Genomic DNA, 15,439 nt, shown 5'->3' with positions numbered 1-15,439 from the left:
TACGTGGGAAGCTTGATTGTATCTACTCATGTTATTTGTCCTCTTTGACTTCGCTAAAAATCAAGGGAGCATTTAACATGGGTAGAACTACAGGCAAAGCCTCACTGAATGATAACCACCTACTGAAGTAGGTGGTTTAGGGCTGAAAACAAAAAAGGAGCCTGACGCTCCTTATTTGGCTAAGACTTAGCGACTAATGCATTGCCTGAAAATTCAATCCCTTGCCATCCGTATTGAATAAAATTACGAATGTTGGCGTGATCTTCACCTTGAGGATTACCCAAAACATCATCACGGTAATATTGACCAAAGCAAGCAAGCGTTGCCGCAGGTTGCAGTTGATTCAACTGAGCAAATGCAAAGATCTTACAAGACCCATTGTTTTGATCAGCTTGATTGTGGGTATTGCCGTTAGTGAATGCCGTTGGGGTAAAGCTGTAGTTCGCATCAATAACGACCATCGTCTCTTCAAACTGAACGCTTTCAGGTGCCTGAGCAAGTTTGTCTAGAAAAGAATTAAGTTCCATATCAGTGTGTACTCCTTTGATTTCGGAACACTTTATAATATGGAGTGAGAGAATGAAAGACACACGCACTCACAAAAGGGGCGACCTTACATCCGAATCCCCCCATCCACTTCAATGACTCTTGCGTTGACATAATCGTTTTCGAAGATGAACTTCACCGTATGAGCAATCTCTGATGTTTTGCCCATGCGTCCAGCAGGAATCATCGCTTCAAGCCGCGCTATTGCCTCGGGCTTCATCTGCGCAGCCATTGGGGTTTCAATAACGCCTGGCGCTATTGCAACGGCACGTATCCCATAACGGGCTAACTCTTTACCCCACGTTGTCGCGAGTGTCGCGACGGCAGCCTTAGACGCGGCATAGTTGGTTTGTCCGATATTTCCTGCCCGAGCGACACTCGATATATTGATGATCACGCCCTGACTATCGGTTTCTATCATGCGGAGTGCCGCTTCCCGTCCACACAAAAACGTTCCCGTGAGGTTAACATCAATGACAGCATTAAATTGCTCCAACGACATTTTACTTACCACGCCGTCTTTCACTTTGACCAGCAATCCATCTCGCAGAATGCCTGCGTTATTAATTAAGCCATTCAATTGCCCAAAATCAGTGACAATGTCACTAAAAGCGTGTTCAACTTGCGCTTCATCGGTTACATCAACACGGTAAGTCAGTGCTTTTACGCCCAACATATGACACTGATCTTGGGTACTTTTCAACGCCTGTGGATTAACATCTATCAGAGCCAGTTCAGCGCCAGCGTGGGCGAGCGTAATCGCCATCATCTGACCTAGCCCCTGTCCTGCACCGGTAATTGCAATAACACTCTCTCTTAACTCCATGGCTTAGTCCTTCGTATCGTGGTTAGGATTTCGATTGATAGAATTCAAACAAGCTAGAAAAATCGAGTAGCTCATTACCCTTTGCATTATGGAGGGCATAAAGGTTCCGCGCTAAAGCCCCCATAGGCACCGAAGATTGGCTTTTTGCAGCCGCCTCGATACCGAGACCAAGATCTTTGAGCATAAGTTTACTCATAAAACCAGGCTGATAACCGTTTGAAGCGGGTGACGTTGCCATAACATCGGGACATGGGTTGTAGAGCTCTAACGCCCAATTGCGTCCTGAGCTTTGTAGCATGATATTGGATAACACCTTTGGATCTAAGCCGTTATCCATCCCTAAGGTCAGCGCTTCACACGTTCCAGACATCAAAATACCCAGCATCAGGTTATTGCAGATTTTGCCCATTTGACCGCTACCCACAGAGCCAGCGTGAAAGATGTTTTTACCCATGTGTTTCAGCACTTTCTCAGCATGTTCAAATGCCACATCACTTCCGCCAACAATAAAAGTCAAAGTCCCTGCTGCTGCGCCAGCAACACCCCCCGACACAGGGGCATCAACGAATTCGATTCCTTGTTTTTGTGCAGCTAGGCCAACAAAGCGCGCCGACTCCGGATCAATGGTCGACGAATCAATCAGTAAAGTGCCCGAAGTAACATGAGCCAATAAACCTTCATTGTTTTCCGCACCGAGATACACTGCCCTAACATGCTCACCTGCTGGCAGCATAGTGATCACCACATCTACATTGGTAACCACATCTTTTAGTGAATGACACAGTGTTGCCCCCGCCTCAACCAGTGGGCGCGTCAACGCTTCCACCAAATCAAACACCTGAAGATGGCAACCTGCGTTGATCAGGTTTTGAGCCATTGGCGCACCCATGTTACCAAGTCCAATAAACGCTATCCTTGTCATGGTTTTCTCCTTTAGTAATGACCCAATTGTGCCAATGGGTGTGCCTCTTCACTCCATAATGAAGTAAACATTTGATCAATTGCAGCGGTATCGACAGCGGCCACGTTGGGGAATCGCCACTTAGGTTGACCATCCTTATCGACGAGTCGCGCTCGTACCCCTTCCTGAAATTCCCCCATCAACGCACTTCGTACCGAGAGAATCAATTCCAGACGAAAGCAATCCGCTAGTGAGAGTTGGTCAAACTCGGTCATCTGTCGATAACAGAGATGGACAGTAATCGGGCTGCCAGAAACCAGATTGGCTTTCGCTGTCTCTAACCATGCATGATTGCCCTTTAAGGCAAGAATATTGTCGGTAACTTGCAGTGCACTGTCGCCATCGCACGCCTGTTGTATCTGATGAAAATAAGGCATGATCTGTAAGTCAGGTTTATAAGTGCTGCTTTCTGCCTCGAAACTTTCAAGTATTTCGGTTACGACCTCATAGGCATCATCCACACACTCCCAGTCGGCGACTTGCAGTTGTTCGAGTAGCACTGATTTATGCTGAGAAAGTGCGATATGATCGGCCAGATGAAGCTCCAACGCATCCGCTGAGTTGACCATGATGCCTGTCATACCAAGAAACATCCCGATGCCTCGATCCAGTCGATTCAGGAACCAAGTTCCTCCTACATCAGGGTAGAGACCTATCGTGACCTCTGGCATCGCCAAGCGAGATTCTGGGGTAACGACCTTGTGGCTAGAGCCCATATACAAGCCCATACCGCCCCCCATGACAATACCCTGACCCCAAGCAATAATCGGTTTGCAATAGGTATGGATCAGATAGTCACATTGATATTCAACGCTGAAAAATTGGCTGCAAAACTCTTGAACTTGCTGTGGCGTTTTGTCACGCATAACCTCATGCATGGTACGAACATCGCCCCCTGCACAAAATGCTTTTTCTCCACTGCCGTCAAGCAATACGCACACTACCTGATCATCTTCGTGCCAACGCTCTAACTGCTCTTTAAGTACAACCAACATCTGATAGGTGAGCGCATTGAGTGATGATGCGTTATCTAATGTCGCTACGCCTACCTTGTGGTTGTTATCGCTACAGGTTAATTCAGTGAAGTGAACTGTGTCCTTCATGCTGATTCCTCCTATCTGTTTTTCCATTGTGGTGGGCGTTTTTCCAAGAACGCATTGACGCCTTCTTTCTGATCTTCGCTGTCAAATAAGCCAATAAATAGCTCCCTCTCCATGACCAAGCCATGAGATATCGGGCTTGTACGCGCATTCTGAATTAACTGTTTACAAGCCGACACTGAGGTTGGTGACTGATTGGCGACGTTGTTCGCAAGTGCAACCGCGCGACTTAACGCTTCACCTTGTGGAACTACTTCTTCAATCAATCCTATTGTTACTGCTTGGCTTGCATCGACTTGCTCTCCACACAAAATAATCCGTTTGGCCCACCCTTCTCCCACCAATGCAGTAAGGTTCTGCGTTCCTCCCGCACAAGGGAGAAGTCCGACTTTCGCTTCAGGTAGTGCCATTCGTGCCTGCTGCTCGGCAATGCGTATATCACAGGCAAGCGCTACTTCTAGTCCACCACCCATGGCGTAGCCATTGATTGCGGCAATGGATACACCTCGAAATGCAGAGAGTGTCTCAAATGCTTCCCCAAACACCCTTGCCATATCGATGGCGACACTTTTGTCACCAGATGCAAAAAGATTCAGATCCGCTCCCGCTGAAAAGAACTTCTCTCCTTGCCCAGTGATGACTAATGCGTACACGTCTGGCATAGCGTTAAGCGACAAAACCAACTGTTTGAGCGCGACAAGGCTGTCTCGCGTCCAAGTATTTGCTGGTGGATTGCTGATGGTGATAACGGCGACGTGATCAGTAATCTGGTATTGAATCGCGCCATCTTCATTGTGCTGCATACTTGCCCCCTAAAGTAGTTGCGCTTCTTCCTGAAGCAAACGTCTTGCGATAATGACACGCATAATCTCGTTAGTGCCTTCAAGGATTTGATGCACGCGTACATCCCTGAAATAGCGTTCCATCGGATACTCTTTGATATAACCATAGCCGCCATAAAGCTGTAGCGCCTGATCGCAAACCGCAAAACCTATGTCGGTTGCGTAACGTTTTGCCATCGCGCAATAGGCAGTCGCCTCTGAGTGATGATTGTCGAGCTTGCTCGCTGCAAGTCTTACTAACTGCCTAGCGGCAACCAATTCCGTTGCCATGTCTGCGAGTTTGAATTGAAGCGCCTGAAATTGTGCCAAGGACTGACCGAACTGCTTGCGCTCCTTGAGATATTGGGTTGATTGATTGAGGGCTTGTTGCGCCGTTCCTATCGAACACGTCGCGATGTTGATCCGTCCTCCATCTAGCCCTTTCATCGCAAAGGTAAATCCTTGCCCCTCTTCGCCAAGTCGATTTTCTGCTTCAACGAACACGTTATCAAAACTGATGCTGCGCGTTGGTTGACTGTTCCAACCCATTTTTGGCTCTTTACGGCCATAACTGATCCCTGCACGATCAGCGGGCAAAACAAAAGCTGAGACTCCCTTGGCTCCTTTCTCACCAGTTCTCGCCATCACAACCAGTACGTCCGTCTCCCCTGCACCTGAGATGAACACCTTTGCCCCGTTGATAAGGTAGCCATTGTCTGTTTTCGTAGCAGACGTAGTTAACGCTGCGGCATCAGAACCAGCGTTGGGTTCCGTCAAACAGTAGGAACCCAGCCACTCACCGCTGGTGAGTTTAGGGCAATAAGTGTCAATCGCCTGTTGTGTGCCAAAGGACCCAACCATCCAAGTAACCATATTGTGAATGGTCATAAAGGCAGTGGTCGACGTACACCCCATCGCCAGTTGTTCGAATATCAACGAGGCATCAAGACGCGATAATCCTAAGCCTCCCGCCTGTTCTGGTGTGTACAAGCTTAAAAAACCTAATTCACCCGCTTCGCGCAGTATCGCCTTGGGAAAAATCTGTTGTTCATCCCACTGCGACGCCATTGGCATCAGCTTTTCTCTGGCAAACTGATTTGCCATATCGACGAACGCTTTCTGATCTTGGTTGAGTTCAAAATCCATAGTGACTCCTTAACGCAACTGAATGGTCATGTTTGGCCCACTGGGAATGTCATCTTCAAACCAGCGCGCTGTCACTGTTTTGGTTTCCGTGTAAAAGCGCACAGCCTGCTTACCATACGCATGCAGATCACCGTAGAAACTTGCTCGCCAACCGGTAAATGAAAAGAAAGGGAGCGGTACAGGGATTGGCACATTAATACCGACCTGTCCTACCTGAATTTGGTGCTGGTACTTTCTCGCTGCGGCGCCACTGGCGGTGAATATGGATGTTCCATTGCCATAAGGATTGTTGTTAATCAACGCTATCGCTTGCTCTAAGGTATCCACTTCTAGACAGACTAAAACGGGGCCGAATATCTCTTGCTGATAAATGGACATATCCGTAGTCACGCCACTAAATAAGGTCGGAGCAAGCCAATTGCCGTTCGGGTATCCATCGACGCAGCACTGGCTACCATCAAGCACACAAGTCGCTCCCTGCGCTTTTCCTTCCTCAATCAAACCAATGACTCTGGCTTTCGCCTGTTCACTGATCAGAGGTCCGTAACCCGCTTGATCGTCGTTCCATGCTCCCGGTGTTACTTTCGCCATCTCGGTCGCCAGATCGCTGATCCACAGCTTAGAATCTCCGACAAACACAGCGGCAGAAATCGCCATACAACGCTGCCCTGCGGCACCCACTGACGCTCCAACCAAGTTACTAATCACTTGAGCTTTGTTAGCGTCAGGCATCACTACCATGTGATTTTTTGCTCCCGCAAAGGCCTGCACTCGCTTATTGTGCGCCGTTCCTGTCTGGTAAATGTATTTCGCCACGCCAACAGAACCAACAAACGACACCGCCTTGATCACTGGGTGAGACAACAGATAGTCCACTTGATCCTTGCCGCCATGAACAATTTGCAACACTCCTTTGGGGGCTCCTGCTTGGGCGAACAGTTCCGCCAAGCGCATCGCAGTTAAAGGGACTTGCTCTGAAGGTTTGAGGACAAAGGTATTACCAGCTGCAATGGCAAGCGGAAACATCCATAGCGGTATCATGGCAGGAAAGTTAAAGGGAGTAATACCACAGCAAACTCCAAGAGGTTGAATCAGCGAATAGGTATCAATATCTGTCGCGACGTTTTCAACCGTTTCGCCCATCATATTGCTGGCGATATTTGCCGCCTGCTCAACCACTTCAATACCTCGCCACACGTCACCTTTGGCATCGACGGTGGTTTTACCTGTCTCTTTTGACAGCAAGCGTGCCAGCTCGTCGTGATGCTCTTTGAGCAAATGCTGATATCTGAGCATAAGACGCGCTCTGTCTGAAACGGCGACTTCTTTCCAAACGTGGAATTGCTCTAGCGCGCTCTCTATCGCCTGTTCGATTTCAGCATCCGTCGTACAGGGCAATGTTGCGATGATCTCATTCGTCGCGGGGTTGGTCACTTCTATCCAATCACTCGTTTTGGACTGACAAAACTCGCCACCAATAAATAAACTGACTGACTGTGTCATTGTGATTTCCTTTTCCATCGTGAAGTTGGTTTAGAGCGGGATCTCGATACCGATCGCGGTAGCCTCTCCTCCACCAATGCAGATTGCGGCAACCCCTCTCATGACTTTTCTCTGGCTAACATCGCCGTCCACTCCAATTGCCTGTAGCTGTCTTAGGCTGTAGATCAGCGTAGTTAATATTCTCGCCCCACTCGCACCTATTGGGTGGCCCAAGGCACAAGCTCCCCCCTTAACATTTACCTTGTCTTGGTCGAGTCTAAGTTCGCGAACAGCAATTTGTGTCACAACCGCAAAGGCTTCATTGATCTCCCAAAGATCAACGTCACTCACCTCCCAATCAAGCTGCGAAAGTAGCTGCTTAATCGCGTACACGGGTGCAATGGTAAATTCAGCAGGTTCTCTGGCATGGCTCGCGTGCGCTTTGATAACCGCCAAGGGTTTCGCGCCATGAGATTTTGCGGTTTCGCTATCGATGACGACTAACGCAGCGGCTCCATCAGAAATGGCACTCGAATTGGCCGCAGTGATCGTTCCATCCTCAGAAAAAGCCGCTTTGAGGCGTGATATTTTTGACAAATCGATTGATGGTGGAAGTTCATCACAACTCAGCAGCTCTCCGTTTTGAGCTGCGACTGGAACCATCTCTTGGTCGAACATGGCTTGGCTTTGCGCAGCTAATGCTCGCTCTACAGACAAGGTTGCCCATTGGTCCATTTGCTCACGGGTGAAATGGTATTTATCCGCCGTTCTTTGACCGTAGACGCCCATAAGTTCACCTTCATACGCGTCTTGCAGGCCATCAAGAAACATATGGTCATAAGTGGTTTTGTGCCCGATTCTCATGCCACTACGCGCATCTTTCAGCAGATAAGGGGCATTACTCATGCTCTCCATACCACCAGCAACCGCGCATTGAATCGAACCTGCGCGAATCAGATCGTTCGCCAGCATCACAGACTTCATTCCTGAACCACACACCTTATTGATCGTGGTACAAGCAGTATGCAGAGGCAATTTCGCTGCCCGTGCCGCTTGTCTTGCTGGCGCTTGACCACATCCTGCGGGCAGTACACATCCCATGTAAACTTGTTCAACAATTTGCTCAGATAAGCCTGACTGTTCTATTGCAGCACCAATGGCGATCCCACCTAACTGCGGGGAAGAAAGACCAGCCAGCGCACCTTGAAAACGGCCCATAGGAGTTCGTTTCGCTGATACGATCCATATCTCTTTCTGCTCCATTTGATGCCCCTTTTATGCTGACATTATTTCTTGACGTTTACGTAAGCATAGCACTAACATTTACGTAAACGTAAAGAAACGAATCAATTACATTTTGTCTGTTTAGGTTGACTCACCAACATAGGTGCCAACCGTCTGATAGCCCAAATAAGAACACACAGGAAATTTAGCTCAGTGGAAAAATATAAGATCAGCGAACTCGCTAAAGAATTTGATGTGACGACGCGCAGTATCCGCTTTTACGAGGATGAAGGACTGATTCATCCAGAGCGAAAAGGCAGTATGCGTATCTACAATCGTCGTGATAGAACCCGGCTCAAGCTTATTTTACGTGGGAAGCGTCTTGGGTTTTCTTTAGCAGAAATCCGCGAATTATTTGAGCTGTACGATACACACCAAGGTGAAACTCAGCTAACAGAAATGCTGAAGATCATCGATGAAAAGGAAGCGGTGCTACTGCGCCAGCTCGAAGACATTAACCATATGCTTGAAGATCTCAACGTAGCGCGTGAACGTTGCCAGCAAGCATTAGTTGTGGACCCTCAATAACTTATCGTCCTCAAACGTCTTCGAATACTACGTTATAAGCCGATAGTCGGAGGCGTCATGATAAGCCAATATACACCGCTCAATTTTGGGCAAGATGAATCGATTAATTTGTTGCGTGAACACGTCAACGGGTTCGCGCAACAACAGATCTCACCGCTTGCCAGCGATATAGACCGCTCCAACTCATTTCCTAACCATTTATGGCCATTGTTCGGTGAAATGGGGCTACTCGGCGTGACCGTTTCTGAACAATATGGCGGAGCTGAGATGGGCTATCTTGCCCATGTTGTGGCGATGGAAGAGATCAGCCGCGCCTCAGCATCCGTAGCGCTCAGCTATGGGGCTCACTCCAACCTCTGCGTCAATCAAATATTTCGCAATGGAACCCAAGCGCAAAGGCAACAATTCCTGCCCAAACTGATCGATGGTAGCCATGTAGGAGCGCTTGCGATGAGTGAGCCTAACGCAGGTTCAGACGTTGTTAGCATGCAACTAAAAGCGGAACTTAACGGCGACCACTACCTACTCAACGGGTCCAAGATGTGGATTACCAACGGCCCAGATGCCGATGTGGTGGTTGTCTACGCGAAAACGGATGCGACTCAGGGAGCACACGGTATCAGCGCATTCATCGTTGAAAAAGCGGTCTCTCCTTTCCAACATGCTCAAAAACTGGACAAGCTTGGTATGCGGGGTTCCAACACCTGTGAGCTGGTCTTTAATAATTGCCCCGTCCCCGTTGAAAATATGCTGGGAGAAGTGAATCAAGGCGTAAAAGTATTGATGAGTGGATTGGACTACGAACGCGTCGTACTCGCCGCAGGCCCACTTGGAATCATGCAAGCGTGTCTCGATTTGGTGATCCCTTATGTTCACGACCGTAAACAGTTTGGACGTTCCATTGGTGAGTTTCAGTTGGTTCAAGCCAAAGTTGCCGACATGTATACACGATCCAATGCAGCCCGAGCCTATGTGTACGCGGTTGCCAATGCTTGTGATAACGGACATGCAAGCCGCAAAGATGCCGCGGGTGTGATCCTTTACAGTGCAGAACTTGCGACTCAGATGGCACTGGATACCATTCAGTTGCTCGGCGGTAATGGATACATAAACGAATTTCCTGCGGGTCGATTACTACGTGATGCCAAGTTGTATGAGATTGGTGCAGGTACTTCAGAAATCCGACGCATGCTAATTGGTCGGGAACTGTTTGAAGAATCACGTTAAAGGGAGCTGACTATGGCCGTGATTAAGTCGAAGATTCACACCGACGCCCCACTCTACATGAAAAATCTTGCCGCAATGTCCACGCTGGTTAAACAGTTAGAGGATGACATCGCATCTATCAAACTGGGAGGCGGCGAAAAAGCAATCGCCCACCAGCGAAAAAAAGGCAAGCTACCCGTACGTGAACGCATCGAGCATCTTCTCGATGCCAACTCTCCATTTCTCGAAATAGCTCAGTTCACCGCGTGGAATGTGTATGACGAAGCTGTTCCTTGTGGCGGTGTTGTCGCTGGCGTGGGACAAATCAACGGCCAGTCGTGTATGGTGATTGCGAATGATCCTTCAGTGAAAGGCGGAACATACTACCCTCTGACGGTAAAGAAACACTTACGAGCACAAGAGATTGCCCAACGTTGTCAGCTGCCCTGCATTTATCTGGTAGATTCAGGTGGTGCCAACTTGCCTCACCAAGCCGATGTCTTTCCTGACCGCGAGCATTTTGGTCGCATCTTTTTCAACCAAGCCCGAATGTCGGCGAAAGGGATCCCACAAATCGCCGTTGTCCTCGGGTTATGCACCGCAGGAGGCGCTTATATCCCTGCTATGGCGGATGTATCGATCATAGTGAAACAGCAAGGCACGATATTCTTGGCCGGCCCCCCATTGGTTAAAGCCGCAACCGGTGAGATTGTGACCGAAGAAGAGCTCGGTGGTGCCGATGTCCACTGTCGAAAATCAGGCGTCGCTGACTATTACGCGGAAGATGAACTGCATGCACTTCAGTTGGCAAGACAAGCTGTCTCTAACACTAACTTATCGTGTGAGCTTACCCCATCCGTTCATCAGACACAGAGCTCATCCCCCCTTTACAACATCGAAGAACTTTATGGCATAGTGAATGCGGATCTTCGCTTATCGTTCGATGTACGTGAAGTCATCGCCCGAATCGTTGACGGTTCGGAGTTCGACGAGTTTAAAGCCTTATTTGGTACAACTTTGGTTTGCGGCTTTGCACGTATTGAAGGCCATTTGCTTGGCATTATCGCCAACAATGGCATTCTGTTTTCCGAATCGGCTCAAAAAGGGGCCCATTTCATTGAGTTGTGCGCAAAACGAAAAGTGCCGCTTTTGTTCCTGCAAAACATCACCGGCTTTATGGTGGGGAAAAAGTTTGAAGAAGGCGGTATCGCCAAAAATGGCGCCAAACTGGTCATGGCCGTCGCGTGCGCTGACGTACCCAAGTTTACCATTATCATTGGAGGATCCTATGGTGCGGGCAACTATGGTATGTGCGGCAGAGCTTATGACCCTACACTGATGTGGATGTGGCCCAATGCGCGAATTTCCGTGATGGGGGGAGAACAAGCGGCGGGGGTGTTAACTCAGGTCAGACAACAAGTCATGCAGCGTCAGGGAGAAAGTTGGACTCAGGAGGACGCCGAGCAATTTCGCCAACAGATCCTTGAACAATACAACCATCAAGGACATCCCTACTATGCCAGCGCCCGTCTATGGGATGACGGCATTATTGACCCCAAAGATACGCGACAAGTTCTGGCGCACGCGCTCAAGTTAGCCCTTCGTCACCCGATTAATGATAGCCAGTTTGGTATCTTCAGGATGTAAATTATGGCCACCAGAATCGACCAAAATCTCCACCAAAACATTGTCTACCATATCGATAACAATGGTATTGCGACCGTCACTCTTTGCCGCCCTGAAAAAGCCAATGCCTTCAACGCTGAAGTCATTGCTCAACTGATCACCGCTTTAGATAGCCTCTCCGCCGACCCAATGGTGAAAGCCCTGATCCTCAATAGCCAAGGTAAGCATTTTTCAGCCGGTGCAGATATCGAGTGGATGCGCTCCATGGTGGCTAAGAGCGAGCAGGAAAATCAGCTCGATGCGTACCAGTTAGCCACTATGCTTGATAAGCTTGATCGATTCCCTTTTCCGACAGTAGCAATTGTCCAAGGTTGCGCCTTTGGCGGTGCGTTGGGACTCATCTGTTGCTGCGACATGGTGTTTGCCAGTGAGAACTGTCAATTATGCTTGAGTGAGGTCAAGCTAGGGCTCATCCCTGCGACGATCGCTCCTTACGTCATCAGAGCGATGGGCGTACGCAACGCCAGGCGATATATGCTATCGGCGGAGCGAATCGATGCCCACACAGCACTCGAACTCAACCTGATTCACCACATCTCTCCTTGCTTAGATATAACCGAGGATGCGCACCAATGGCTACTGCCAGTACTGAATCATGGGCCACAAGCAATGGTTGAAGTTAAGCGCCTTTGCCACCACTGTAGCGAATCACCGATTGATGACGCTTTAATGCGTTATACCAGTGAATTGATCGCCAAAATACGTGTGTCACCTCAAGGACAGGAAGGCTTGTCCGCATTCTTGCAAAAGAGAGCGCCTGACTGGATGAAGAAGGAACATTAGCGGTATGAATCAAGCGAACAAGGTGAACGTCCCAGACATACAACTCGAACAGGTCAACATCTTTGAAGTGGGGCCTAGGGACGGCTTGCAAAATGAAGCGGCATTACCTGTCGAGGTAAAAATAGCCTTGATTGACCAATTGTCCTCAACCGGATTAACACAGATTGAAGCTGGGGCTTTTGTTTCAGATAAAAAGGTGCCCCAGATGGCTAACTCCGGTCAGGTATTTGCCAATATCAAACGGCACCAAGGGGTGATTTATTCTGCGTTAACGCCTAATGTTCAAGGGCTTGAAAAAGCGCTAAAACATAACGTACAACAAGTCGCCGTCTTTACCTCCGCTTCGGAAGGATTTTGCCAACGCAATATTAATTGTTCAATTTCTCAGAGTCTTCAACGGTTTAAGGACGTGATAGATTTGGCGCATGCGCATAACATTCCTGTTAGAGGGTACTTATCTTGTGTCGCGGATTGTCCTTATGACGGCCCAACCCAACCGGCACAAGTTGCTGAACTGACGCAAGTGTTGCTCGATATGGGCTGCTATCAAGTCTCTCTCGGCGATACGATTGGTACTGCTACGCCAAATCGAACTGCGCAGTTGCTTGACGCCATTCTCACCAACACGCCCGCGACATCCATTGCGGTTCACTTCCACAACACCTATGGACAGGCACTGGCCAATATTTATCAGTCTCTCCTTATGGGCATCAATACGATAGATTCAAGCGTCGCTGGCTTAGGAGGTTGCCCTTATGCGAAAGGGGCGTCAGGAAATGTCGCGACAGAAGACGTACTTTATCTATGTCATGGACTTGGGATTAAAACCGGTGTTGATCTCAATGCCGTTGCTAGGGTCGGCGCATCCATCTGCCAAACGTTAAATATCCAGCCTGCATCTAATGTTACACGCGCATTACAGTGCAAAATTCGTACATAATTATGTGCCGACCATCCAACTTTTGTGATTTACATTTAAAAAATGCGTGAAGTGCGAGCTACAAAAATGTTATCTATATGGTCAAGTGTTTGAACAAGCGTCACAATACTGACGCATAGCCACTCGTGCTTGCTTAAAAATGGCACTCTGCTTTAGGTGTATAAGTTACCGTCATGAACATATTAGTTTGCGATGACTCGTTGATCGCTCGCAAATCCATCATTAGTCGAATTGACCCTTCAGATACTATCCAAATTTTCCAATCAGAAAACGGAAAAGCCGCGTTAGAAATCATGAGTAACCAAAATATCGACTTGTTGTTTCTTGATCTAACTATGCCTGTTATGGACGGTTTCGAAGTCCTCGCGTCTCTGCCTGTAAGCTACTACCCAACACACATCGTCGTCGTGTCTGGTGATATTCAGATTCAGGCCAAAAACCGATGTCTTCAACTTGGTGCCAATGAGTTTATTGAAAAGCCTTTTGTTACCGCTGATCTCGTCGAACTCTTTAATCGTTTTGAGATTCCGCTAAAAGCAACGACAACCCAGCACCCAGAGCTAACGCCAAACGCGATTGATCTTATGGGCGCAATTCGCGAAATGAGCAATATAGCGTTAGGTGCCAGTGCATCTATCATCGCCGAACAAGTGGGCAAGTTCATTGAAATGCCATTACCCAACGTCGCTTCATTGCATCAATCAGAATTAAAAATGACGGTGCAAGACATCGTCAACAATTCTGAATCCCGCGCGGTTTCACAACGTTTTGTCGGCAATGGCATCAATGGGGAAGCCTTGGTGTGCCTACATGGCAAAGGGTTTGAACAGCTTACAAACGTAGCATCGGATGACCAGGTTAACTCCACCAACGAAGTCATTCTCGACATATCAAACTTGCTGGTTTCGTCATTTCTGGTCTCTTTTAGCAAACAGTTGGACATCTCGATATCGTTGCGCCAGCCGATTGTGCTGGAAAAAGAACCACTGCAAGCATCGCTGAGTTCTAGCGGTTTCCTTGAGGAGTATGACCAAGACATTTTCACGATCGAATTTGTCTACAAAGCCGAAAATCTGGATGTCGCTTGTGACATTATTTTCTTGATGGATAACGAGTCTCTTGATGCCATTCAACAAATTCTGGAGAGCTTAATATGACGGCGAGTGAAATCGGAGACCTTCACTGGGCAATGCAAATTATCGGCGATCTTGATGCTGGGCTAATCGTCGTCGATCGCGATTACAAGGTATGTGCATGGAACACATTCATGCAGTCGTACAGTGGAATCAGTGCCGATCAAATCCTTGGAAAAGTGCTGTTTAGTGTTGTTAGAGATCTACCTGAATCTTGGCTGCGAAAAAAGGTCAATACCGCATTTAGTCTCAATAGTAGAGGCTTTTCTTGCTGGGAAGACCGCCCTTACCTGTTTAAATTTAAAAACTTCAGCCCTATCTCCAACAGCTTAAGTGAGATGCGCCAAAACATTACGTTTTCGCCACTGACCTCAGTCAATGGTGATGTGTCGCACGTGAGTTTGATCATCAATGACGTGACGGATATTGCTAAAAATAAGATTCATCTATTGGATTCAAACCAAAAGCTGTCCAGCTTGAGCCAAACCGACGGACTCACTAAGCTTTACAATCGCGCACATTGGGAAATGAATCTACAGAAAGAGTACGAACACTGTCAGGTGACGGGTGAAGTCTCATCACTTGTTATTTTTGATATCGACCATTTTAAACGTGTCAATGACACATATGGCCATACTGTGGGCGACGAAGTAATCCGTCATGCCGCTGAAGCCTTAAAGCGTGCCTCACGCAGTACCGACATTTGTGGACGCTACGGCGGTGAGGAGTTCACGGTTATCTTGCCTGGTACATGTGCCAATCAAGCGCTTTATTTCACTGAACGGTTACGTAAACGGATTGAGAGCTCGATAGTCAAATGTGATCAACACCATGTCAAATATACTATCAGTCTTGGCGTGTGCGAGATTTCACCGCTCCAATCAAGTCACCTTGCTTGGCTTGAGCATGCAGACAAGTCGCTCTACTTATCCAAAGAGTCTGGGCGAAATCGTTCGACAGTTTTCGAGCCTTCGTTCGTTGAATAACTATTCAATTC

Annotated in this window: 15 protein-coding genes; 7 read left to right on the top strand and 8 right to left on the bottom strand. The window is 48.1% G+C overall.

What is annotated here, in order from left to right:
• Window positions 1-179: 179 nt before the first annotated feature.
• The 8 genes from QTN95_RS18205 to QTN95_RS18170 all read right to left on the bottom strand — a co-directional run bounded on the left by QTN95_RS18205 (window position 180) and on the right by QTN95_RS18170 (window position 8,145).
• Complete coding sequence (locus QTN95_RS18205; protein WP_331418494.1) at window positions 180-527, bottom strand: HopJ type III effector protein; 348 nt, start codon at window positions 525-527, stop codon at window positions 180-182.
• Window positions 528-613: 86 nt separating this feature from the next.
• The gene (locus QTN95_RS18200) at window positions 614-1,372 is read right to left on the bottom strand and encodes an SDR family oxidoreductase (RefSeq protein ID WP_331418492.1); all 759 of its coding nucleotides are present in this window, start codon (window positions 1,370-1,372) and stop codon (window positions 614-616) included.
• 22 nt (window positions 1,373-1,394) lie between these two features.
• On the bottom strand, window positions 1,395-2,294 hold the full coding sequence (mmsB, locus tag QTN95_RS18195; protein ID WP_331418491.1) for a 3-hydroxyisobutyrate dehydrogenase: 900 nt from the start codon (window positions 2,292-2,294) through the stop codon (window positions 1,395-1,397).
• A gap of 11 nt (window positions 2,295-2,305) precedes the next feature.
• Window positions 2,306-3,436 (bottom strand): enoyl-CoA hydratase/isomerase family protein, encoded by a 1,131-nt coding sequence (locus tag QTN95_RS18190; RefSeq protein ID WP_331418490.1) that lies wholly within the window; start codon window positions 3,434-3,436, stop codon window positions 2,306-2,308.
• An 11-nt stretch (window positions 3,437-3,447) separates the two neighbouring features.
• Window positions 3,448-4,236, bottom strand: a complete 789-nt coding sequence (locus tag QTN95_RS18185) for an enoyl-CoA hydratase (protein ID WP_331418489.1) — start codon at window positions 4,234-4,236, stop codon at window positions 3,448-3,450.
• 9 nt (window positions 4,237-4,245) lie between these two features.
• Window positions 4,246-5,400: an acyl-CoA dehydrogenase family protein gene (locus QTN95_RS18180; RefSeq protein ID WP_331418488.1), complete on the bottom strand. Its 1,155-nt coding sequence runs from the start codon at window positions 5,398-5,400 to the stop codon at window positions 4,246-4,248.
• 9 nt (window positions 5,401-5,409) lie between these two features.
• Complete coding sequence (locus QTN95_RS18175) at window positions 5,410-6,903, bottom strand: CoA-acylating methylmalonate-semialdehyde dehydrogenase (RefSeq protein ID WP_331418487.1); 1,494 nt, start codon at window positions 6,901-6,903, stop codon at window positions 5,410-5,412.
• Window positions 6,904-6,933: 30 nt separating this feature from the next.
• Window positions 6,934-8,145 carry a thiolase family protein gene (locus QTN95_RS18170; RefSeq protein ID WP_331418486.1) on the bottom strand — a complete coding sequence of 404 codons (1,212 nt, stop codon included), beginning with the start codon at window positions 8,143-8,145 and terminating at the stop codon, window positions 6,934-6,936.
• Window positions 8,146-8,319: 174 nt separating this feature from the next.
• On the opposite strand from QTN95_RS18170, the gene QTN95_RS18165 reads away from it, so the two are divergent.
• From QTN95_RS18165 to QTN95_RS18135, 7 genes are all read left to right on the top strand, one after another.
• Window positions 8,320-8,694 (top strand): MerR family transcriptional regulator, encoded by a 375-nt coding sequence (locus QTN95_RS18165; RefSeq protein WP_138973529.1) that lies wholly within the window; start codon window positions 8,320-8,322, stop codon window positions 8,692-8,694.
• A gap of 57 nt (window positions 8,695-8,751) precedes the next feature.
• Window positions 8,752-9,921 carry an isovaleryl-CoA dehydrogenase gene (locus QTN95_RS18160; RefSeq protein ID WP_331418485.1) on the top strand — a complete coding sequence of 390 codons (1,170 nt, stop codon included), beginning with the start codon at window positions 8,752-8,754 and terminating at the stop codon, window positions 9,919-9,921.
• A gap of 12 nt (window positions 9,922-9,933) precedes the next feature.
• Window positions 9,934-11,547 (top strand): carboxyl transferase domain-containing protein, encoded by a 1,614-nt coding sequence (locus QTN95_RS18155; protein ID WP_331418484.1) that lies wholly within the window; start codon window positions 9,934-9,936, stop codon window positions 11,545-11,547.
• A 3-nt stretch (window positions 11,548-11,550) separates the two neighbouring features.
• Window positions 11,551-12,369 (top strand): enoyl-CoA hydratase-related protein, encoded by an 819-nt coding sequence (locus tag QTN95_RS18150; protein WP_331418483.1) that lies wholly within the window; start codon window positions 11,551-11,553, stop codon window positions 12,367-12,369.
• A 4-nt stretch (window positions 12,370-12,373) separates the two neighbouring features.
• Window positions 12,374-13,309: a hydroxymethylglutaryl-CoA lyase gene (locus tag QTN95_RS18145; protein WP_331418482.1), complete on the top strand. Its 936-nt coding sequence runs from the start codon at window positions 12,374-12,376 to the stop codon at window positions 13,307-13,309.
• A 173-nt stretch (window positions 13,310-13,482) separates the two neighbouring features.
• On the top strand, window positions 13,483-14,466 hold the full coding sequence (locus tag QTN95_RS18140; protein ID WP_331418481.1) for a response regulator: 984 nt from the start codon (window positions 13,483-13,485) through the stop codon (window positions 14,464-14,466).
• Window positions 14,463-15,428, top strand: a complete 966-nt coding sequence (locus tag QTN95_RS18135) for a GGDEF domain-containing protein (protein ID WP_331418480.1) — start codon at window positions 14,463-14,465, stop codon at window positions 15,426-15,428. Before QTN95_RS18140 ends, QTN95_RS18135 begins: the two co-directional genes overlap by 4 nt.
• Window positions 15,429-15,439 lie beyond the last annotated feature (11 nt).

Source organism: Vibrio sp. M260112 (assembly GCF_036533775.1).
GTDB lineage: Bacteria > Pseudomonadota > Gammaproteobacteria > Enterobacterales > Vibrionaceae > Vibrio.
Note: the sequence above shows the minus strand (reverse complement) of the source record. Positions and strands in the feature narration are given on the sequence as shown.